This window comes from Nostoc cf. commune SO-36 (assembly GCF_023734775.1).
Classification (GTDB): Bacteria; Cyanobacteriota; Cyanobacteriia; order Cyanobacteriales; family Nostocaceae; genus Nostoc; species Nostoc commune_A.
Window position 1 is genome coordinate 356,377 of the sequence record NZ_AP025732.1, and the last position, 22,490, is coordinate 378,866.

A 22,490-nucleotide genomic window follows, 5' to 3' on the forward strand; every position below is an offset into this window, starting at 1 on the left:
ATTGCAGATCGATTATTTCATCTGGGATTTTTTATGTGTAAATCCAAAATCGAAAATTGAATGAATTCTAGACAGATACTTTTCAATAGTTTTTTACAAGAAAACTATTCTCCCGAAGAGCGATCGCTACAGGGTTGGATGGCGATCGCAGGTTTTATATTATTAACTGTAGTTTGCTATTTTGCTGGTGCTACTGCCGCTTTGCGCCTAATTTACCCGGTTACAGCTTTAATAGTAGCCATATTTTTATACTTGCGGCATCCCATTCTCTACATCAGCTTTACTTGGTGGATCTGGTTTCTCACACCTTTAGCTACTCGCTTAGTTGACTATCGAGTCGGCTGGGACGCTACCCGTCAAATGCTTATAGCACCCTACTTAGTGGTGTTTATAACCATAGCAACATTCTTACGACACTTTCCCCGCGCCTCTCGCCAAGGGGGTTTGCCGTTTGTTTTGGCTTTTATTGGAGTGTTCTATGGCTTTCTAGTCGGTCTGATTTACAACCCACCTGTCCCTGTAGCACGCGGTCTACTAGATTGGCTCAGTCCGATTATCTTCGCTTTTCACTTATTTAGTAACTGGCGAGATTATCCCAGTTATCGCCAGAATATTCAGCGAACATTCCTTTGGTGTGTGTTGATTTTAGGAACTTATGGCATATATCAATTTGTAGTAGCTCCTGAGTGGGATAGATACTGGCTTATACAATCAAAATTATTCACGAGTTCTGGAAACCCTGCACCTTTTGAGATGCGCGTCTGGAGTACATTGCACTCAGTTGGCCCCTTTGGTTCTGTCATGCAGGCTGGATTGCTATTGTTATTTACTAGTTCAGCAAGTTTAATTCTTCCAGCTTCGGCTGTTGGTTACTTGTCCTTCCTGTTGACGCAAGCACGTACTAATTGGGGGGGCTGGTTATTTGGAATAATTTTGATTATAGGTTCAGTCAAAACCAGAATTCAAATGCGCTTAATTACCATAATTGTAGTTATGGCAATTTGTGTTGTGCCATTGACAACTATCGAGCCAATTTCTGGCGTTGTCGCAGCCCGTTTAGAAACTTTTTCTAATCTTGAAGACGATAATAGCTTTAAAGATAGATCGGGAAGTTACGACAGAAACCTGGGTTTAGCTCTCTCTAATGGTCTAGGTAACGGCTTAGGAAATATTTGGAAAGTCAACGAAAAAACTGGTCAGATTGAAGTCGTGGTAATTGATAGTGGCATTTTAGATATGTTTTTCACCCTTGGTTGGTTTGGAGCCATCTTTTATATGGGTGGATTAATCTTGTTAATTATCAGTGTTAGCGGCTATGGTGAAGGTCGTTTCGATAGCTTTATCAGTGCTGCCCGTGCCATTGGCATCAGTTCTGCTGCACAATTAATTATCGGTAGCGGTATGTTGAGCGTAGCAGGTATGATTCTTTGGGGATTTTTAGCTATGGCTATGGCAGGGCATAAGTACTATACCAATCCTCGGCTGCCCTCCAACACCCACGACTTCTTAGAGAAGTCGAGAATCTGTTGAAGAAGAATTCAGAAGTCAGAATTCAGGAGTCAGAATCAAGACGCGACGCTCGAATACTCGCTAACGCTGCGCTATCCACCAGTCGTACAGAATTCATTCTGAATTCTGACTCCTGACTCCTGAATTCTGTTCGATAAATTTTACAACTTAAATAGGACTGATATAAATTATGAAAGTAATTATTGTAATGCCATTAGCCGAGCAACGAGGCGGTGGTGAAATGATGCTTTGGGATTTGTTACAGCAAGGACGTAATGCTGGTGTTGAGTGGTTGGTGATATTTTTAAAACACGGCCCGATGGTCGAAGAAGTAAAGTCTCTTGGTATTGATGCGCGAGTTGTGGAAAGTGGACGTTTACGCCAAATCCACCGTTTTATTGGCGCTGTTTTTCAGATAGCTGCGATCGCTCGCCGCGAACGTGCAGATATAATTGTCAATTGGATGTGGATTACACATATCTCTGGAGGTTTGGCGGCGATGCTGGCTGGCTTGCCTGCTGTGTGGTATCAACTAGAAGTGCCTAGTGACAAAACTTGGTTGGTGCGACTCGCTACTTTAATTCCAGCACAGGCAATTATCACTCTCTCGCTAGATGGTAAGCAAGCACAGGCAGAAATTTGGCCTCATAGACCAACACCTTTAGTTTATCCTGGTGTCGCACTAGATCGATTTGAGCCTAACGCTTTACCTTCTTGTGAAGAAGCACGGCGGAAACTGGGCTTACCTTTACATAGGCCGTTGATTGGAATTGTTGGACGATTGCAACGATGGAAAGGTATGCACGTACTGGTGCAAGCAATGCCCAAAATTTTACAGAAGTATCCCGATGCCCATTGTCTGGTAGTTGGCGGTAAGCACGATTTAGAACCGGAATACGAGGACTTCTTAAAAGCAGAAATTGCCACTTTAGGCTTGAAAGAGCAGGTAATTATGGCTGGACTACAGCGTAATATTCCAGAGTGGGTGCAGGCGATGGATGTATTTGTTCATGCATCAGATAAAGAACCCTTTGGGATTGTGATTATTGAGGCGATGGCCCTGGGTAAACCTGTGATTGCTGGCGATGCAGGCGGCCCAACAGAGATTATTACCGATGGCATGAATGGACTATTAACACCTTACGGCGATGCAGATAAATTAGCGATCGCAATTCTCCGCTATCTTGACGAGCAAGAATTTGCTCAGAGTGCAGGAATGGCTGCTAGGCAACGTGCCCTCGATTTTTCAACGCAGAACTATGCTCAAAACTTAATTAATGCAATTCGTTCTGCAATACCAAGTGTTTCTTAAGTTATGGCAATTATCTGTGCTGACTTTTCACGTTATGTGGAAAAGTCCACGAAAAACCTAACCCCCTTCCCGATGCGGGAAGGCGGAAATTCAAAGTCTCTCTCCTTTTAGGAGAGAGATTTAGAGAGAGGTTTTTCAGATGCCGTGAAAAGTCATACCAATTCTGTATAGAGATGCGCCAAATTGTATAAGGAACGAACCGCAAAGGGCGCAAAGGACACAAAGGAAGAAAGAAAATTTGGCGCAGCCTCACAAAGAAATGGTATCAGATTATCTGTGAGGTTGCTTAGAACTAGTTATCTCACCAAAGTTGATTTTGTGCAACTTCATAAATAATTGGGATTAATGTAGAGACGTTGCATTGCAACGTCTCTACTTATGTGTGTGTCCTTGCATTTTCGCCATAATGCTGAAAATATATCGAATGCCACTAAGTGAGTTAATGAACCATTCGCCATCCTTTGAGCAAAAGCAAAAATTTTCCGAAATATCTAGATGCAAAGATGTAAATAACTTTATCCTTTTGAACAAGGATATGTTAAGACAATACGAGATAGTTGCATTACCAGGTTATGCCCATAGATTTACGGGAATTTTATCAAGCTAGCGATCCCAGCAGAACTCTGTTTGTCAACAATAGCTCTGATGGTAAGTATTACATAGATTTTTCCTCAGTCCGAGGCGGGGATATTCTTGGCAAGCTGAAGCAGAAGATTACCTTTTTTAAACCCAATGAACCCACTTGCACGCTATTTACTGGGCATATTGGTTGTGGGAAATCGACAGAACTATTACGGTTACAGGCAGAACTGGAAAAATTAGGCTTCCATGTCGTCTATTTTGAGTCCAGTGACGATTTGGAAATGACCGATGTCGATATTGCTGATGTGCTGCTAGCGATCGCTCGGCGTGTAAGTCAAAGTCTTGATAAAATTACTCTAGAGTCACCCAACAAGTTTAATGAGTTGCTCCAAGGTGCTTGGAAAGTCTTAAACTCCGAGGTGACGGGGGCAAAAGTTAAGGTTCCGGTGCTTGGTGATGTTGGTTTATCCGCAGATAAAGAAAAACTTTCTCTATCTATGGGCATTGGGGAAATCACTAGCAAGATGAAAAATGACCCAACCCTGCGAGAAAAACTCAATCAGTATTTAGCACCGCAAAAAACTAAGCTGTTAGAAGCGATTAATCAAGAATTATTAGAACCTGCGATCGCAAAACTCAAACAGCAGGGTAAAAATGGTCTAGTGGTAATTGTCGATAATCTTGACCGCATAGATAATCGTGTCAAACCTTGGGGGCGTCCGCAGCAAGAATATTTATTTGTTGACCAAGGTGAGTTTTTGACGAAGCTGAATTGTCATCTCATCTACACCATGCCCTTATCTTTGAAGTTTTCCAACGATTACGGAATGCTGACTCAGCGATTTCCAGAAGACCCCAAAGTATTACCAATGGTTCCTGTACAATGGTGTGATGGCAGTGTTCATACACAGGGAATGTCACTCATGCAGCAGATGGTACTTGCTAGAGCTTTTCCTGACATGACACCAGAGGAGCGTTTTAAATAAAGTTACCGAGATTTTTGATAGTGCTGCTAGCCTAGAACGCTTGTGTTCAAATGAGCGGTGGTCATGTGCGCGATGTGCTGAGGCTGCTGAATACCTGGATTATGGAAGAAATGAGCCTTCCTTTAACCCGTGAAACCTTAGAGCAAGTTATTCGTTCTCGGCGGAATGAGATAATGTTACCGATTTCTGAGGATGAGTGGCAATTGTTACGTCATGTCAAAGAAAAGAAAAAGGTGAGTGATGACCACGGATATCAAAAACTGATCCGCAGTCGGTTTGTGTTTGAATATCGGGATGGTGGCGAGTCTTGGTTTGATGTTAATCCCGTTTTGGCAGAGGCTAGAGAGTTGCAGTGAGGAACCAGGGAACTGATGAATAATTAGATTATGAAACCAGAAACCAAAAATGTTTTGTTAAAAGCTTATGCACAATTGCACCAAATCACAGAAGAATTGTACTCAGCTTCGGATAAAGCCATAGAAAACAATGATTTTGAGGACGCTAGCTTACTAGCTAGTAGAGCAGATAGACTTTATGAAGAGATAGAAAATTTAGAGATTGTAATTTCAGAACAGGAGGAAATATGAAAACAATCCAAGAGTTAAAGACTCGTATTCAAGAACTCAGTAAACAAGCTGTTGAATTTAGTAGAAAAGCATCTGAAGTATGCTTAACTGACCGTCAGCAAGCCAAGTATTTTAGACAACAAGCAAGAGAAGCTAGCAAACGCACTCAAGTATTGATACAGGAGTTAAAACGCCAGGAAGTTTAATTTGTAGTCTTTAATCTTTCTTCTGCCTCCTAAACTCTAGATTTACGTCAGCTTATGACTTATGACAGACTCGCAACCACCAAAAGATAACCATGTAAACAGCGAGCGCTCTCTGAAACAATTAGCTTGGGCGATCGAATCCTCCGTGGGACAGTTTAAGCTGATATTGGCACGGTGTAATTATGCTAGCTTGCGCGATCGCTTAATCTCCAGATTGCAAGAAATCTGTCAAGTCGAAATTCGTGTCTTGGCAGTGCAGCAATCTAATAGAACTCTTTATACTACCATTCAGGAAGAATTCAGCGAAGAGATACCAGCCTGTGTGATGGTTGTGGGTTTGGAATCAGTGCAGAATTTATCTGTAATGTTAACTTCTGCGAATCAGGTGCGGGAAGAGTTTCGCAAGAATTTTGCTTTTCCCTTAGTGTTGTGGATTGACGATGAAATCTACAAGCAACTAATACACCTTGCACCAGATTTGGAAAGTTGGGCAACTACGAGAAATTTTGCCATTTCAACACAAGAATTAGTAGATTTTATCATCGAAACCGCTAATCAATGGTTTAGTAATAACTTAAAATTTAGCGTAGATGAATATATCAAACTGGAAAATGAGTTAGAAGCAGCGCAAAAATATTTACTCAAAGAACCAGATGCTTATAATTTAGAAATTCAAGCTAATTTAGAATCTTTGTTAGGTTTTATCAAACAGATAAATAATCAAAAAGATTCGGCGTTAGAGCATTATCACAACGCTTATAAGCTTTGGCAGCAAAGTAATAATTTAGAACGCCAGATAAAAATCCTCGGCGAAATCGGCTTTTGTTATTATTTAAAAGCTTTTAAACATCAAGATATTAATCATCCAGATTGGCAAGCAACTTGGCATTATATTCAAGAGTATATAAATTTTATTAACCAGTTCATAAATCCAGATTTAATTGCTAATGCAGTAGTTAAATTCGGTGATATCTTGCGAGACTTGCAAAAGTGGGAAACCTTGCAGAGTCTTTCCGAACAAGCTTTAGTAATCCATCAAAATAATAACCAACTAAGAGAACTAGCCAAAGATTACGGTTTTTTAGCTGAGGTAGCTTTAGCTCAAAAAAACTGGGTCAAAGCAAATCAGCTAGTTCAGCAAGCCTTAAAGCTTTTTTCTACGATTCCCAATCTGGAATCAGCAAATACATCAGGGATTTTATCTGATATTCCCGCAAGAGATTTAAAGTCAAAAGATTTGAGTTTATATCAGTTTATTTTAGGTCGTTCTCAATACCATTTAGGTCAAACTAAACAGGCAACTCTCAGCCTAGAAACTGCGAGAGATGTGGGTAATCCTCTAGAAGATATCAGGCTTTTCTTGGATATTCTCAGGTTTTTGCAGCAGCTTTACTTTGAGCAGAAAGAATATCTCAAAGCATACAAAATTAAACAGCAAAGGCGTTCCATTGAACAGCAATTTGGTTTGCGGGCTTTTATTGGTGCGGGTAAGTTAGAAGCTACAAAACAGGCATTTGTCGAGACATTGCGCTCAAACTCTCCCCAGGGAAACATTGCCCCAGAAATTGCTGCATCTGGTCGCCTATTGGATGTAGAACGTTTAATTGAACGCATGGGTCGCCCTGATTATAAGTTGATAGTAATTCATGGGCAATCGGGTGTCGGCAAAAGTTCACTGGTGAATGCGGGACTAGTGCCAGCTTTAAAGAATAAAGCGATCGGTACTCAAGATTATTTACCAGTGGTAATGCGAGTTTACACCAACTGGGTGGAAGAATTGGGGAGGCTTTTGGGAAAAAGTGGGGAATGGGGAGTGGGGAATGGGGAGTGGGGAGAGTTTGAATCTCAACGTTCAGCCTCAGAACTCGGAAGTTCGACCTCAGAACTCGGAACTTCAACCTCAGAACTCGGAACTTCAACCTCAGAACTCGGAACTCCGACCTCAGAACTCGGAACCTCAACCTCAGAACTCGGAACCTCAACCTCAGAACTCGGAACTCCGACCTCAGAACTCGGAACTTCAACCTCAGAACTCGGAACTCCGACCTCGGAACTCGGAACTCCGACCTCAAACACTCAAACTCCTCACTCCTCACTCCTAACTCCCCACTCCCCACTCCCCACTCCCCACTCCCTCCTCTCCCAACTTCGCAAAAACGAACAGCGCAACCTCCGCACAGTACTGATTTTCGATCAATTTGAGGAATTTTTCTTTGTTTACACCGAACCTGCACAAAGAAAGCAATTCTTTGAGTTTCTGGGAGAGTGTCTGAATGTTCTATCGGTGAAAGTTATCTTATCGCTGCGGGTAGATTACATTCATTACTTGCTAGAGTGCAATGATTTGTCCAGCCTCAAGATTATTGGCAATGACATTCTCAGTAATAATGTGCTTTACAAGTTGGGGAACTTCTCACCTACTGATACAAAGTCAATTATTCAGCGTTTAACTGAAAATACTAGTTTTCGTTTAGAACCTGCTTTAATTGAACAACTCGTGCAAGATTTAGCCGGAGAATTGGGTGAAGTTCGTCCCATTGAGTTGCAGGTTGTGGGGGCGCAACTGCAAACGGAGAATATTACAACTCTGGCAGAATATCGGCAACGCGGCACTAAGGGAGAATTAGTTAAGCGTTATTTGGATGAAGTTGTTAATGATTGCGGTGAAGAAAATCAGCAAGCAGCAGACATATTACTGTATTTGCTGACCGATGAAAAAGGAACTCGCCCTTTGAAGACTCGCGCTGAGTTGGAACGCGATTTAGTGCCGTATTTCTCGGAGATCCCCCCAACCCCCCTTAAAAAGGGGGGCTTCATTCTTTCAACCCCCTTTTTAAGGGGGTCGCCGCAGGCGGGGGGATCAAAAACTAGGGCGGAACAAGCTTCTGAAATCAGCAAATTAGATTTAGTGTTAGAGATTTTTGTCCAATCCGGCTTAGTAGTTTTGCTACCAGAAAACCCGGCAGACCGTTATCAACTGGTACATGACTACATCGCCGCCTTTATCCGCCAGCAACAGGAACCGAAGTTAAAGCAGGTGATGGCGGAACTGGAAAAAGAACGAGAACAAAGAAAGCTGAGTGAAGTAAAACTTAATCGTGTTTTCAAACGCGCCCTTCTTGGTTCCATAAGCGCAGGTTTAGGATTTGCTGTTTTAGCAGCAGCAACATTCCAGTGGGCAGTAGAAGCAAATGTTAGTCAAATTAACGCCATCAATAATTCTTCTGAAGCCTTTGCTGTCTCTGGACAATACCCAGATGCTTTAATAACAGCTTTAAGGGCAAGTAACAAACTCAAGCATACACTTTGGGCACAGCACAGAAGCGATACCCTAATGCAGACTGTGGCAACTTTACAGCAAGCGGTTTATTTAAAGCCAAATGAAAGGAAAGAAAATCGTGCCGTAGAGGCGAATACCTTAGAAGGGCATAGCAGTGTGGTCAGTAGCGTAGTCTTCAGCCCCGATGGCAAGACACTGGCTTCTGGCAGTGATGACAACACCATCAAACTCTGGGATGTCAGCACAGGCAAAGCCATGAAAGCCCTGACTGGGCATAGTAGTTGGGTCTTTAGCGTAGTCTTCAGCCCCGATGGCAAGACACTGGCTTCTGGCAGTGAAGACAAGACGATCAAACTCTGGGATGTCAGCACAGGTAAAGCCATGAAAACCCTGACTGGGCATAGCAGTAGGGTCACTAGCGTAGTCTTCAGCCCCGATGGCAAGACACTGGCTTCTAGCAGTAATGACAAGACGATCAAACTCTGGGATGTCAGCACAGGCAAAGCCATGAAAACCCTGACTGGGCGCAGTTTGGTCACTAGCGTAGTCTTCAGCCCCGATGGCAAGACACTGGCTTCTGGCAGTGATGACAACACCATCAAACTCTGGGATGTCAGCACAGGAAAAGTCATGAAAACCCTGACTGGGCATAGCAGTTGGGTCTTTAGCGTAGTCTTCAGCCCCGATGGCAAGACACTGGCTTCTGGCAGTAATGACAAGACGATCAAACTCTGGGATGTCAGCACAGGCAAAGCCATGAAAACCCTGACTGGGCGCAGCTTGGTCACTAGCGTAGTCTTCAACCCCGATGGCAAGACACTGGCTTCTGGCAGTAATGACAAGACGATCAAACTCTGGGATGTCAGCACAGGCAAAGCCATGAAAACCCTGACTGGGCATAGCAGTAGGGTCACTAGCGTAGTCTTCAGCCCCGATGGCAAGACACTGGCTTCTAGCAGTAATGACAAGACGATCAAACTCTGGGATGTCAGCACAGGCAAAGCCATGAAAACCCTGACTGGGCGCAGTTTGGTCACTAGCGTAGTCTTCAGCCCCGATGGCAAGACACTGGCTTCTGGCAGTGATGACAACACCATCAAACTCTGGGATGTCAGCACAGGCAAAGGCATGAAAACCCTGACTGGGCATAGCAGTTTGGTCTTTAGCGTAGTCTTCAGCCCCGATGGCAAGACACTGGCTTCTGGCAGTAATGACAAGACGATCAAACTCTGGGATATCAGCACAGGCAAAGCCATGAAAACCCTGACTGGGCGCAGTTTGGTCACTAGCGTAGTCTTCAACCCCGATGGCAAGACACTGGCTTCTGGCAGTAATGACAAGACGATCAAACTCTGGGATATCAGCACAGGCAAAGCCATTAAAACCCTGGCTGGGCATAGCAGTTTGGTCTATAGCGTCGGATTCAGCCCTGATGGCAAGACACTGGCTTCTGGCAGTGAAGACAACACGATCAAACTCTGGGATGTCAGCACAGGCAAAGTCATGAAAACCCTGACTGGGCATAGCAGTATAGTCATTAGCGTCGGATTCAGCCCCGATGGCAAGACACTGGCTTCTGGCAGTGAAGACAAGACGATCAAACTCTGGGATGTCAGCATAGGCAAAGTCATGAAAACCTTGACTGGGCATAGCAGTATTGTCATTAGCGTCGGATTCAGCCCCAATGGCAAGACACTGGCTTCTGGCAGTGAAGACAAGACGATCAAACTCTGGGATGTCAGCACAGGCAAAGCCATGAAAACCCTGGCTGGGCATAGCAGTTTGGTCACTAGCGTAGTCTTCAGCCCCGATGGCAAGACACTGGCTTCTGGCAGTGGTGACAAGGCCGTGATTTTATGGGATTTGGATTTCAATGATTTATTACTTAGTGCTTGCAATTTGCTCAATAATTACCTGGTTGCCCATCCAGAAGTGTTAGAAGAGTTGCAATCATGCCAAACTCCATCTCGCTTGGTGTTGGGGGCAACAGTGTTAGTTATCCAAGGTGAGAAGCTAGCGCGAAATGATGATATCAATGGCGCTGTTGAAAAGTTTCGCAAGGCACAGCAGTGGGATAATAATTTAAAGTTTGATTCGCAGGCGAGAGCGAAAGAGTTGGCGAATCAAGATAAGGTTGAACACCTAGTTGATGAAGGAAATAGCCGCTTACAAGAGAAAAAGTTTAAGGAAGCGCTAGCGGCTTATACCGAAGCTCTCAAGCTTGATCCGAAAGTTGAAATTACTGCTGATTCTTGGAACTCTCTGTGTTGGGATGGTAGTCTGCAAAAACAAGCGGCTGATGTATTACCAGCCTGTGAAAAAGCCGTTACACTTGCACCTGAAGATGGCAATAATCGTGATAGCCGTGGCTTGGCGAGGGCGCTTACAGGCAACTATCAAGGAGCAATTGAAGACTTTGAAGCATACATCGCCCAGACTGACGATAAAGATAGTAAAGCACAACGGCAACGCTGGGTAAAAGATTTACGGGCGGGGAAGAATCCGTTTACAGATGCAGAGATTAAAAAGTTACAGAATTAGGGAATTGAGCATTTTAATTCTCTTATCTCTTTATTCTGTATCAATATGGAATAGACGAAATAGATAAACATTCAAAGCCCTGTGACATCAACTTGACTCCTGAGAATTTTGGCACAACAGCATTGAAGTCTTCTCATTATTCTTGCTCTTAATTCAAGTGCATTTTTTACACCTTTTTTTATGCCTATCTTAATTAATTTGTCAAGTTCACCCTAGACTAAATTAGATGAGCTTACCCTGGATATAAACTGAAGGAAAACTAATAAATACTGACAGTATAATCATCAATACAAGCTTGTTTGAATGGGAGCATCCCAATTTTGCTTAAATCTTTTCCCTCACCCCCAGTCCCTCTCCCATCTTTGGGAGAGGGGAGACATAATTCTAGTTCCCCTTCTCCCAAAGATGGGAGAAGGGGTTAGGGGATGAGGGCGATCAAAGTTTTTGCACATTTGGGATGCTCCCGTTTGAATGATGATTTTTTTGTGCAATAAGTTTTATAAAAACTTTATCGTTATAAATATTAAGTAGAAAACTATATTGGGAAACATAAATATATAACCTTATCAGGGTTGGGTTCCATGAGGAGCTAATTCAACAGAATTGTAAATCAAAACATTCTTTTGTCAGGATAGCTCGGAACTAATTTGCCAACTATTGAACAGAATTTATGAAACTCAATCAGAACCTCTTTTTCTACTCATTCCTAGCTCGTTTCCGATGGCTCAAGAAAAGTTACACCGCTAAAATCATGTTGGTGGCATTTTTGGGCACTCACGTACCGCTTTTGACCTTACTTTTGAGTTTCGTCATCTCAAACTCCTATTCTTTAGATATGGCGATCCGAGTTATGATCATTGCTTTGTTAGCTACATTAGCGGGTACGGCTGTGACTCTCTACGCGCTACACCACCTCCTCAAACCAGTTATTTTGACATCAACTGCATTACAAAATTATCTAAGTACCAAAACTCTACCTGAATTGCCTACGGAATTTGCTGATGAAGCCGGTACATTAATGGCAGATACCTCACAAACTCTTCACAAATTAGATGAGTTAATTCACTACATCACTAATTATGATGATCTAACTGGATTACCCAATCGTGATTTATTCTGCGATCGCCTCCATGAAATTCTATCCAAACCTGAAAACAACCAGCGCCTTGTAGCTGTCTTTTTGCTAAGTATTGATGATTTCACTGCTATAAGTCATGGGTTGGAGCATGAGGCAATAAATTTGTTGTTAAGAGCAGTTGCCCAGAGGTTATCAACCTGCATAACACAAACACATATTCTTGCCCATTTGAGTGGAGATGAATTTGCTCTTGTCCAAATAGAAATTCATTCTTTTGAAAATCTGATTAAGCTATCTCAAGTGCTTTTGAATACCCTAAGCAAACCCTTTTCTCTAGAAGGCAACTTGATTCATATCACCGCCAGCATCGGCATCACAATTAATGGACTAAATGATCACAATAGCGTAGATCAACTCTTGCAACAGGCTCATATAGCACTGTACCAGGCGAAGCAGCAAGGACGTAGCCAATACCAATTCTATTCGCCAGAAATTAATACTCAGTTGCAGGAGCGACTGACATTAGAAAATGAATTACATGGGGCGCTTGAGCGCAACGAAATGGTGGTTTATTATCAACCTTTAATTGACTTACACAGTGGACACATTACAGCTATGGAAGCGTTGATTCGCTGGCAGCATCCTACATTAGGCTTGGTTGCTCCAGCAAAGTTTATTCCCATTGCCGAAGCTAATGGTGCGATCGTACCAATTGGTGAATGGGTTTTGCGAACTGCTTGCGCTCAAAACCGTGCTTGGCAGCTTGCTGGATTTACCCCAATTCGGATATCTGTGAATCTGTCAGCTCGACAGTTTGAACAACCTTATCTGGTTGAGGTGATCAACCAAATTCTTGAGGAGACTGGACTTAAAGCATCTGATCTGGAACTGGAAGTAACGGAAAGCTTCTTGATGAGTGATATTGAGCGATCGGTTAAAACCTTAAAACAATTACGAGAACTGGGTATATGGTTGGCTTTAGACGACTTCGGCACTGGTTATTCCTCCCTGAATTACTTGAAGCGCTTTCCTGTAAATATGCTCAAGATTGATCGCTCATTTGTGCAAGATGTCATGTCTAATCCTGATAGCGCTGCCGTCACTAATGCGATTATTGCCCTAGCAAAGAGCCTACGGTTAAGTATCACGGCAGAAGGTGTGGAAACCCAAGAACAGCTTGACTACCTGCGAATGCAGGGATGTGATGAAGGTCAGGGTTTTTACTTCAGTTGTCCTGTTCCTGCTGATATAATTGCCCCGATGTTGCAGAAAATTTCTCAGCAGATGGAAATAATTACAGCATAAGCGATGCCCCAAAGCCGGGCGGCTGCAAATTGCTCCGCCTGAGTTCCATCTGGTAGAGACATTGCCACATAAGCGAGCGTGGGTTGGTTCATTCTCTCTATCCAGGTGTTTCTGCGAATTTGAACTTTGATTTCCATCCAATTAATTTTTTCAGAAAGTGATGTAAATTACTAGATGAGCTTATTGTCTTTCTTGAAACTTACTAATAACTTTTTGAGTAAATTGTAAAAAATTCTCTGCAATAGGCGTTAAACTGTTTTGCTGCCAGATTACGGCAGTTTCTATTACAGGTACTTCTTCAAGAATAGGACGATAAACTACACCAGACCTTTGAAGATTCTGTAGAGAAGATGGTGTAATCGCCACACCCATTCCAGCCGAGACTAATCCAATAATTGTTTGCATTTGAATCGCCTCCTGAGTAATGTTAGGTTTGAAGTTTCTCTGCTGAAAAAGACTCATGATGCGATCATAAAGTCCTGGGGCTAGATAGCGGGGAAACATGATCAAAGGTTCACTTAAGAGTGATTGCACACAGATGTGTTCTTTTTGAGCCAATGAATGAGTTGAGGACAAAGCCACAACTAAAGTTTCGCTGTGAATGCACTTATAAGATAGTGTGTCATCTTCTAAAGGTGGATGAGCAAAACCCACATGGATTAGTGAATCTCTCAGTGCTTGCTCCTGTTTACTTGTAGTTAACTCTAGTAAGACTAGTTCTACTTCCAGAAATTGCTCACGAAATTGCCGCAAAATCAAGGGTAATAGGTCGTAAATTACCAAACTAGTAAATCCGATTCGGAGTTGACCTGTTTCACCTCTTCCAGTCTTTTGAGTCAACGCCACTGCTGTTTCTAGTTGCACCAGTAGTTGATAAGCCTCTTGTAAAAAAACCTTACCAGCTTCTGTTAATTGTACTTGTCGCTTAGTTTTGCGTTCAAAAAGTTTTACTCCTAGTTCTGCTTCTAGTTGCTGAATTTGTTGGCTCAAAGGCGGTTGAGCTATATGCAGCCTTTCTGCGGCTTTAGTGAAATGTAGTTCTTCAGCTACAGCAATAAAGTAGCGCAGGTGTCGTAGTTCCATATTTTTGATAGTTTATAAGTCTCAATTTTAAATAAATATATATTGGACATCTTAAAAAAGTCTACGTATCATACTCGTACAAGGATTTGAGCGAGGTTAGAGCAATGGGTGAAAAAACAATTTCGTCAGAGAATTTTAGAAGTAAAGTTGTTACACAAGGAGTGCAGCGATCGCCAAATCGGGCTATGCTGCGTGCAGTAGGTTTTCAGGATGAAGACTTTAACAAAGCAATTGTGGGTGTGGCTAATGCTTACAGCACCATCACTCCCTGTAACATGGGGATTAATCAACTAGCACTCATAGCTGAAACTGGCATTAAACTAGCTGGGGCAATGCCGCAAATGTTCGGCACAATTACTATTAGCGATGGGATTTCGATGGGAACTGAGGGGATGAAATATTCCCTAGTCTCACGAGAAGTGATTGCTGACTCCATTGAAACCGTCTGTAATGGTCAAAGTATGGATGGTGTGCTTGCCATTGGTGGCTGTGATAAAAATATGCCAGGGGCAATGATTGCAATGGCGCGGATGAATATCCCGGCTATCTTTGTTTACGGTGGGACAATTAAACCCGGACACTACCAGGGTCGTGACTTGACTGTTGTGAGTTCCTTTGAGGCTGTGGGTGAATACAGTGCTGGTAAAATTGACGACACCGAACTGATGGAAGTAGAACGCCGCGCTTGTCCTGGTGCTGGTTCTTGCGGTGGGATGTTCACAGCCAATACTATGTCCTCGGCTTTTGAAGCGATGGGTATGAGTTTACCCTATTCTTCCACAATGACCGCGGAAGATGAAGAAAAAGCTGATAGCACTGAAGAATCAGCCAAGGTATTAGTAGAAGCAATTCGCAATCAATTGTTACCCCGGCACATTATCACGCGCAAATCTATAGAAAATGCTATTTCTGTAATTATGGCTGTGGGTGGTTCAACTAACGCTGTATTACATTTTCTAGCGATCGCTCGTGCAGCTGGTGTAGAACTTAATCTAGATGATTTTGAAACTATCCGCGATCGTGTCCCTGTTTTATGTGATTTAAAACCCAGTGGTAGATATGTCGCTACAGACTTACATCAAGCTGGTGGTATTCCCCAAGTGATGAAAATGCTATTGGTACATGGATTACTTCACGGTGACTGTATCACCATCACAGGTAAAACCATCGCCGAAATTTTAGCAGATGTCCCCGATGAACCAGCCACCAATCAAGATGTGATTCGTCCTTGGAATAACCCGATGTATGCCCAAGGTCACTTAGCCATTCTGAAAGGGAATCTCGCTACAGAGGGAGCAGTCGCAAAAATTGCCGGGGTGAAAAATCCCAGTATTACTGGTACTGCACGGGTATTTGACTCCGAGGAAGAATGTTTAGATGCCATCCTTGCAAGTAAGATTAAAGCCGGTGATGTAATTATCGTCCGCTACGAAGGCCCGATTGGCGGCCCTGGTATGCGGGAAATGTTGGCTCCCACCTCAGCACTTATTGGTGCGGGTTTAGGTGATGCAGTCGGATTGATTACTGATGGACGCTTTTCAGGCGGTACTTACGGGATGGTAGTCGGACACGTTGCTCCCGAAGCCGCCGTTGGTGGTGCGATCGCTCTGGTTGAAGAAGGTGATAGCATCACTATTGACGCTAATTCTCGCTTGTTACAAATCAACATTTCTGATGCAGAGTTAGCCAGTCGCCGCGCCAAATGGCAACCCCGTCCACCCCGTTATACAAAAGGCATCTTAGCAAAATATGCGAAGTTAGTTTCCTCTAGCAGTGTTGGTGCTGTCACAGATTTGGATTTATTTAACGAGTAGGGAGTAAGACCATATTATACCGAGCTTTACACTCCTTCTCCCTTTAACCATTACAGCAGATAGCAACAGGCGTGAGGTACAGATAATCGTAGGGGCACAACTATTTATTATGCCCCTACCCGTGTACTTCATTTACCTAAAATACGCTGTAAGTAAGGAAGAACAAAACCACTTAGTAGAAAATAGTTTGAGTTTTGGCTATATTACATCACACAATTTTCTCTTAAAGGGTGACTATAGGATGAGCGAATGCCAAAGTACACAATAAATTATGAGAGCGCAAAAGAAATTTGTGGTCAATTCATCATACAAAATCCCGAAGTTACCACTACCACCGTCACTGTTTGGTTCAGAAGTCAGTTCTTTTACTGAGTTGACAGTCACTCAAAGAATGCCTGCAATTGCCCGTCGAGTTATCGTTGAAAATAATTTTTCACCAGAGATTAATACAAGATTAGAAAGGCTTGCTATAGAACTGTCGGCAGGATATTTAGAACCTCTGGTAAATGATACTGGTGCAGATTTTCCAGCTTGGGATACATATCTAGAATCTTACAGGGGTCAGCGTTGGATAGACGTTCCCTGGTTTTTTGCAGAAACTTATTTTTATCGATTAATTCTAGAAATTACTGATTACTTTCGCCCTGGTATATGGCAAGGTGTAGATCCATTCCAATTGCAAAAATATCAGGGTTTAGAAGCGTCTCTTGACTCAACTACTCTTCTATGTAATCAGGTGAATAAATGGCTGGAAGATTCTGAAATTGATGCCCAACCAAACCAAAAAGCTTTAGTTGCACTCTTATATTTCGCTTTATGGGGAAATCGAGTTGACTTGAGTTTGTGGTCAGCATTCGAGGATGACCGGAGCCGTTTTGATATTCAAAATCAACTAGCTCACATTTTAGTAAATGATGCCTCCCAAATTAGTGAATTGTTAACTATTTCTGAAGGAAGTCGCGTTGATTTTGTCTTAGACAATGCTGGTTTTGAACTTGTCTGTGATTTATGCTTAGTAGATTTCTTATTAAGTAGTAACTTAGTTAATCAAGTTTACCTGCACCTGAAACCCCATCCTACTTTCGTTTCTGATGCCATGATTAAGGATGTACATGACACAACAAGTTTTTTAGCTGCTACTAGCGATCAACAAGTGATATCTTTGGCTCAAAGACTGGAGGAGCATATTGCATCAGGGCGTTTAGTCTTATCTGAAGATTACTTTTGGACATCACCTTTACCATTTTGGGAAATACCCAACTCTCTCAAGAATGAGTTAGCTAATGCCAGTTTAGTTATAGTCAAAGGGGATGCGAATTATCGTCGGTTATTAGGCGATCGCCATTGGGATATTACTATTAGCTTTGCAGATATAGTCTGCTACTTACCTGTACCCATAGTAGCGTTACGCACCCTGAAATCAGAAGTAGCAGTAGGTTTAAAATCTGAGGTTGTTGAGAAAGTAGCAAAATCTGACCATTCTTGGTTAACCAATGGACAATGGGGTGTGATTCAGTTCGCGTCTTAGCAATCCCAAAAGCCTTATAAATGTTTGCTTGTGATCAAGAAATTGTTGGCGAAGTTTCCGCAGGGGTGCTGATGAAGTGGAATGAGTAGCGATGCCTACGCCAACCTGATTCAGCGATCGCTAATCAATTACTGGCATATTGCATATTGCAGCAGTCTCCTAAACTCCCTACGACGGGCTACACAGAAACTACAAACATTCCAATTAAGTAAAAAGTTGATGCACTGTTTTGATTCGACTCTCAACGAATCAAAACAAGTGTACCGGTTAAAATTAAGCCAGTCCCCAATATCACTTGTAGCGTTAGCGGTTCCTTAAGAAATAGTAGCGAAAAAATTAGCACCAAAAGCAAACTCGATTTATCCAAAGGTGCTACTAAAGAAGCTTTCCCAACTTGTAAGGCGCGAAAATAAAATAACCAAGATAAACCAGTTGATAATCCAGAGAAAACGAGAAATAGCAAGGTTTTGGGGCTAATTGTCAATAGTGTATCTAGTTGTCCTTTTGCAAAAACCCAACCCCAAACCATGACTAGAATTACTACTGTGCGGATTGCGGTTGCTAAGTTGGAGTTAATTGCTTCGACTCCAATCTTGGCAAATATAGTCGTCAAGGCTGCAAAAAATGCCGATAATAGAGCAAAAAATATTGCATTCGTTTCATTCTCTGACATTTAATATCCCCGATCACATCAGTATTTATTGAGAAATAGTATCACTATTGCTTTGTATGGATTCTCTACATTCTTTTTCGGAGATGTCTAATATAAAACTTACAGCAGTTTTTGATCAAACCCACCACAAAATGAATCCTAAAACAAAGCCCAGTATTGCTTTCAGTACTTTTATCCGTGGCACGTTTGATTGCAATTTGCTGTAGGCAATCCCGATTCATGGAGATGAGGAAGCAATCTCTATTTCTATTAAGAAATATTTCTAATAGTTCTGAGAGCGATCGCAGAGTGAGCGATCGCCTTTCTCAACTACTGTGTTAGTTTTTAGATAATCCTGCACTAACTTGCAGCCATAACTCAGTGCATCTAGGTGGAGAATTCGTTGCAAATTCCAAAAAATGAGCGTGTTGTCATCACCCCCTGAAGCTAGAAAACTCCGTCGGGGCTGATTGCAATTTGCCTAATCGCTGCGGTATGTCCTCTAAGGGTCGTTATTTCCGTACCATCAAGTTTCCAAAGTTTGACAGTACCATCTACGCTACCAGAAGCAAGTATTTTCCCATCAGGACTAAACGCAACTCCCCAAATCGCTGCACTATGACCAATGAAAGTTTTCAGCAACTTTCCATCCAGTGTCCACAGCTTAACAGTATTGTCGCCACTTCCAGTCGCTAGCATTTTACCGTCTGGGCTAAAGGCAACTCTCCATACTGCTGCTGAGTGTCCTACAAAAGTTCTCAACAATTTACCATCAAGTGTCCATAGTTTAGCGGTATTATCACCACTGGCTGAAGCAATGAAGCGACTATCCGGACTAAATACGACTTGCCAAACTTCCGCCTGATGTCCTTTAAGGATCTGTGGCACAGGGCGATCTCTAACCCATACATGAATAATTTTCTCAACATTTGCCATTGCGATCGCTTGTCCGTTAGGACTCAATACTCCTGCTAAGAGTTTACCGAAAGGAACTTTATAAGTAGCAACACTACTTCCGTCTCGCGTCTTGAGTTTTACTGTATCATCGTAAGCGGCAAGAGCAATTAACTTACTATCTTTACTAAATGAAACATCGAAGACTACGCTCTTAGATTCAGTAAAAGTTTTGAGTAATTTGCCTTGGCGACTCCAAAGTTTAGCGGTGTTTTCGTGGCTAGCTGTAGCGATTGTTGAACTGTCGGGGGTAATAGCTATTGACCAAATCCCCGACTGATGGGCAACGATAGACTTTTGGAATGGGTTCTCACTCTGCCAAAGTCTGACAACGTTTTCTGCCCCCGCCGAAGCAATAAAGCTGCTATCTGCACTAAAAGCGACTCCCCAAACGGATGCACTATGCCCTTTAAGCGTTCTCAGTTCTGTCCCATCAATGTTCCACAGTTTAACCGTTTTGTCGAGACTAGCGGAAGCAATAGTTTGCCCATCAGGACTCCATGCTACTCCCCAAATGCCGGCACTGTGACCTTTGAGAGTTTTATACTGGCGGTAGCTGCCATCACTGTTGTCTCGCCGCCAAAGTTTCACAGTTTTGTCTTCACTCGCTGAAGCAATGGTCTGACCGTCAGGGCTGAAAGCGACTCCTACAACCCAACTAGCGTGACCAATGAGAGTTTGTAAAGATTTGGCGTTTTGCCAACCTGTACCGTCTCGTTGCCAAAGTTTTACTGTTTTGTCTATACTTGCGGCAGCAACGATATTACCATCAGGACTAAAAGCTACTCTCCAAAACCCCTGTTTGTAACCTTGAAACGTCCTTAGCAACTTACCGTCTCGCTGCCAAATTTTCACCGTTCTGTCGAAACTACTAGAGGCAAGGAACTGACCATCAGGACTAAATGCAACTCCCCAGAGCGAAGCTGTGTGACCTTTGAGAGTTCTTAACAGCTTGCCATCTAGTTGCCAAAGTTTAATAGTGCCATCTTCACTGGCTGAGGCAAGTATTTGACCATCAGGGCTAAAATCGACTGCCCTAACTGTTCCTGCATGACCTTTGAGAGTTGCAACTAGTGTACCATCAGGTCGCCAAAGTTTGATTGTTTGATCTACACTTGCTGAGGCAATTAGAGAACTGTCAGGACTGACACCTACAGCTATAACAGCTGCTGTATGCCCCCAAAAACGGTTGTACTCATCTGCTCCATAAACTGCTTGTTGCAGTGCATTTTCCACTTGAGGAGCAAGATTTGTATTTGATTTACCTAATTTTTGCAGTCTTTTTTTTGCTTTGATTGCTTCTACAAGTGCATCTAATCTGCGATTTGAGGCAAAAAGCCCCTCGGAAGAAGATACAAGCGCTTGAATTTCACTGTTTTTAGCTTGAGTTTCACTGTTGCGAGTCTGGTGATACAAAATGAAAGTTCCTATTCCCAAACTACTAGAAACGAGCAACCCAATAGTTACTGCAACTAGGAGATATCTCTGCAATAAAGCCGTTTTTTTCTCTTGTGCTAGTCGTGCTTCTACCTCTTTAGCCGTTTTTTTCTCTTGTACGAGTCGTGCTTCTACTTCTTTAGCCCGTGCTGCCTCCAATGCCATTTGCACTTCTTTGCGATCGCATTCAACACTTGCGGCTAAAAATTGATAATCTAAATCACTCAGACTCTTGCCCTGTGCCCAATTTTGAGTATCTTTTAAAGCTTGTCCTCGCAACAGACGCGATTCATCTTTGTAACGCGATGCTACCCAAGCGTTGAATGTTTGCGAGTAGGGACGGAGATTATCTAGTTGTCTTAATACCCATTGGGCATTAAAAACATTTCGATAGATAGGATTTTTAATTTTGAGATAGCCGTTGTGTCTTTCTACTAAACCGGACAACAACAGTTGTGTCTGTTCTCGACTATCATCACTTGGAACAGAATTAAGAGGCGTAGAGGAAAACTCTTCTCCCCCGCTCCCCTGCTCAAGAGCCTCTTCTGCTTGCAACACCTGTTGATAAATACTCAACAACCGCCCTGCCTGTTGTTCGTCGAATAAGAGGCGATCGCGAATAGTACGCAAATGTTCGGGTTCGTCTTGTGACTGCCAATTTTGAATAATCTGCGATCGCACTAATTGCTCTACCCATAATGCTTCTATACCTGGAGGTAAAGTTATCTTCCCTCTAGTAGTTTCAAAAGCTACTTGAGTAATTAAATCACAGAGTTTTTGTGTCAGAAAGGGTTGTCCGCCTGTCCAATAAATAACTTCTTGCAGTATTGTTTGTGGTTGACTGACTACTTCTTCTAATCCTAGAAGCAAGGGCGTGGGTTCATGCAGTTCAAAACCCTGTAACTCAATTGCTTTACCAAGGTTAAAGGGTGTGCGGCGTTTATCAGCAATCAAGTCAGAGGGACTAGCTACGCCAAATAGTGCAAATCCCAAGCGTTCAAAGTTTGAGTTATGTGGCCGTAGATTATAACACTGACGAATCCAGGCAAAAAAGTCGTTAATTGGGAAACTTAAACTCAGCAGGCTATCAATTTCATCAATAAATATGAAAATACGTTTGGCTTTGCCGTCTCGTAGAAAATCATTTTTGATATTTGGTAGTAAGATATCTTCAACAAATAGCTGTAGCTTTTGCACCGAGGAAATACCTGCTTGCATTTCCCACCAACGCTGAAAGTCAATTTTTGACGCTAATTTTAAGCTATATAATAAGCTGATAATAATGCCTTTATACCATTGATCTGGTGTAGTATCTTCAATACCCAAGCGAGTCATATCTAAGTAAACACAGCTATGCCCTTCTTCCTTAAGACGATAACTTGTGCGTTGTAGTAACGATGACTTGCCCATCTGACGAGAGTTGAAGACATAACAGAAATTGCCAGCTTTCAAGCTGACATAGATTTGTTCATCTGCCTGACGGGTAACGTATGTGGGGTCGTCACTGCGGAGACTACCTCCTACTTGATATCTCATATCTAAGTGTGATTATCAAATAAAAACATTAACATAATAACTAGTAATTTGTAGATAAATTATTGAAAGTAAATATTGTAAATCTCATAGCATAGTTTTATGTAATAATTCGGGAGCATCT

The 22,490-nt window shown here is 42.5% G+C and carries 13 protein-coding genes and 1 pseudogene; 9 read left to right on the forward strand and 5 right to left on the reverse strand.

The window, feature by feature from the left end:
- Positions 1–60: 60 nt before the first annotated feature.
- The 7 genes and pseudogenes from ANSO36C_RS01660 (at position 61) to ANSO36C_RS01690 (ending at position 13,365) form a co-directional block, all read left to right on the forward strand.
- Entirely contained in the window at positions 61–1,530 is a 1,470-nt protein-coding gene (locus ANSO36C_RS01660) for an O-antigen ligase domain-containing protein (protein WP_251958098.1), read from the forward strand.
- Between the two features lie 169 nt (positions 1,531–1,699).
- The gene (locus tag ANSO36C_RS01665; protein WP_251958099.1) at positions 1,700–2,821 is read left to right on the forward strand and encodes a glycosyltransferase; all 1,122 of its coding nucleotides are present in this window, start codon (positions 1,700–1,702) and stop codon (positions 2,819–2,821) included.
- Between the two features lie 572 nt (positions 2,822–3,393).
- Positions 3,394–4,745 (forward strand): annotated as a pseudogene (locus tag ANSO36C_RS01670) (ATP-binding protein).
- 30 nt (positions 4,746–4,775) lie between these two features.
- Positions 4,776–4,976: a hypothetical protein gene (locus tag ANSO36C_RS01675; protein ID WP_251958100.1), complete on the forward strand. Its 201-nt coding sequence runs from the start codon at positions 4,776–4,778 to the stop codon at positions 4,974–4,976.
- On the forward strand, positions 4,973–5,161 hold the full coding sequence (locus ANSO36C_RS01680) for a hypothetical protein (RefSeq protein WP_251958101.1): 189 nt from the start codon (positions 4,973–4,975) through the stop codon (positions 5,159–5,161). The genes ANSO36C_RS01675 and ANSO36C_RS01680 overlap by 4 nt, the downstream gene beginning before the upstream one ends.
- Positions 5,162–5,222: 61 nt before the next feature.
- Positions 5,223–10,982 carry a WD40 domain-containing protein gene (locus ANSO36C_RS01685; protein WP_251958102.1) on the forward strand — a complete coding sequence of 1,920 codons (5,760 nt, stop codon included), beginning with the start codon at positions 5,223–5,225 and terminating at the stop codon, positions 10,980–10,982.
- A 670-nt stretch (positions 10,983–11,652) separates the two neighbouring features.
- Complete coding sequence (locus tag ANSO36C_RS01690) at positions 11,653–13,365, forward strand: putative bifunctional diguanylate cyclase/phosphodiesterase (protein ID WP_251958103.1); 1,713 nt, start codon at positions 11,653–11,655, stop codon at positions 13,363–13,365.
- On the opposite strand, the gene ANSO36C_RS01695 is transcribed toward ANSO36C_RS01690, so the two are convergent.
- Positions 13,338–13,502: a hypothetical protein gene (locus ANSO36C_RS01695; protein WP_251958104.1), complete on the reverse strand. Its 165-nt coding sequence runs from the start codon at positions 13,500–13,502 to the stop codon at positions 13,338–13,340. The genes ANSO36C_RS01690 and ANSO36C_RS01695 overlap by 28 nt on opposite strands.
- A gap of 43 nt (positions 13,503–13,545) precedes the next feature.
- Positions 13,546–14,448, reverse strand: a complete 903-nt coding sequence (locus ANSO36C_RS01700) for a LysR family transcriptional regulator (RefSeq protein WP_251958105.1) — start codon at positions 14,446–14,448, stop codon at positions 13,546–13,548.
- Between the two features lie 104 nt (positions 14,449–14,552).
- On the opposite strand from ANSO36C_RS01700, the gene ilvD reads away from it, so the two are divergent.
- Both ilvD and ANSO36C_RS01710 read left to right on the forward strand, forming a co-directional pair.
- Positions 14,553–16,262: a dihydroxy-acid dehydratase gene (gene ilvD / locus ANSO36C_RS01705; RefSeq protein WP_251958106.1), complete on the forward strand. Its 1,710-nt coding sequence runs from the start codon at positions 14,553–14,555 to the stop codon at positions 16,260–16,262.
- Positions 16,263–16,533: 271 nt separating this feature from the next.
- Entirely contained in the window at positions 16,534–17,790 is a 1,257-nt protein-coding gene (locus ANSO36C_RS01710) for a damage-control phosphatase ARMT1 family protein (RefSeq protein WP_410174667.1), read from the forward strand.
- Between the two features lie 241 nt (positions 17,791–18,031).
- Here the strand turns inward: ANSO36C_RS01710 and ANSO36C_RS01715 are convergent, their stop codons facing one another.
- The 3 genes from ANSO36C_RS01715 to ANSO36C_RS01720 all read right to left on the reverse strand — a co-directional run bounded on the left by ANSO36C_RS01715 (position 18,032) and on the right by ANSO36C_RS01720 (position 22,369).
- Positions 18,032–18,463 (reverse strand): EamA family transporter, encoded by a 432-nt coding sequence (locus ANSO36C_RS01715; protein WP_251958108.1) that lies wholly within the window; start codon positions 18,461–18,463, stop codon positions 18,032–18,034.
- A 262-nt stretch (positions 18,464–18,725) separates the two neighbouring features.
- Positions 18,726–18,851, reverse strand: a complete 126-nt coding sequence (locus ANSO36C_RS33780) for a hypothetical protein (protein WP_267145349.1) — start codon at positions 18,849–18,851, stop codon at positions 18,726–18,728.
- Positions 18,852–18,889: 38 nt separating this feature from the next.
- Positions 18,890–22,369: a WD40 domain-containing protein gene (locus ANSO36C_RS01720; protein ID WP_251958109.1), complete on the reverse strand. Its 3,480-nt coding sequence runs from the start codon at positions 22,367–22,369 to the stop codon at positions 18,890–18,892.
- Positions 22,370–22,490: the final 121 nt, after the last annotated feature.

What these genes read in the sequence shown, in the direction of transcription:
- ilvD (WP_251958106.1), top strand. Translation starts at nt 14,553, where the DNA reads ATGGGTGAAAAAACAATTTCGTCAGAGAATTTTAGAAGTAAAGTTGTT.
- ANSO36C_RS01690 (WP_251958103.1), top strand. Translation starts at nt 11,653, where the DNA reads ATGAAACTCAATCAGAACCTCTTTTTCTACTCATTCCTAGCTCGTTTC.
- ANSO36C_RS01700 (WP_251958105.1), bottom strand. Translation starts at nt 14,448, where the DNA reads ATGGAACTACGACACCTGCGCTACTTTATTGCTGTAGCTGAAGAACTA.
- ANSO36C_RS01660 (WP_251958098.1), top strand. Translation starts at nt 61, where the DNA reads ATGAATTCTAGACAGATACTTTTCAATAGTTTTTTACAAGAAAACTAT.
- ANSO36C_RS01665 (WP_251958099.1), top strand. Translation starts at nt 1,700, where the DNA reads ATGAAAGTAATTATTGTAATGCCATTAGCCGAGCAACGAGGCGGTGGT.
- ANSO36C_RS01675 (WP_251958100.1), top strand. Translation starts at nt 4,776, where the DNA reads ATGAAACCAGAAACCAAAAATGTTTTGTTAAAAGCTTATGCACAATTG.
- ANSO36C_RS01695 (WP_251958104.1), bottom strand. Translation starts at nt 13,502, where the DNA reads ATGGAAATCAAAGTTCAAATTCGCAGAAACACCTGGATAGAGAGAATG.
- ANSO36C_RS01720 (WP_251958109.1), bottom strand. Translation starts at nt 22,369, where the DNA reads ATGAGATATCAAGTAGGAGGTAGTCTCCGCAGTGACGACCCCACATAC.
- ANSO36C_RS01685 (WP_251958102.1), top strand. Translation starts at nt 5,223, where the DNA reads ATGACAGACTCGCAACCACCAAAAGATAACCATGTAAACAGCGAGCGC.
- ANSO36C_RS01710 (WP_410174667.1), top strand. Translation starts at nt 16,534, where the DNA reads ATGAGAGCGCAAAAGAAATTTGTGGTCAATTCATCATACAAAATCCCG.
- ANSO36C_RS01680 (WP_251958101.1), top strand. Translation starts at nt 4,973, where the DNA reads ATGAAAACAATCCAAGAGTTAAAGACTCGTATTCAAGAACTCAGTAAA.
- ANSO36C_RS01715 (WP_251958108.1), bottom strand. Translation starts at nt 18,463, where the DNA reads ATGTCAGAGAATGAAACGAATGCAATATTTTTTGCTCTATTATCGGCA.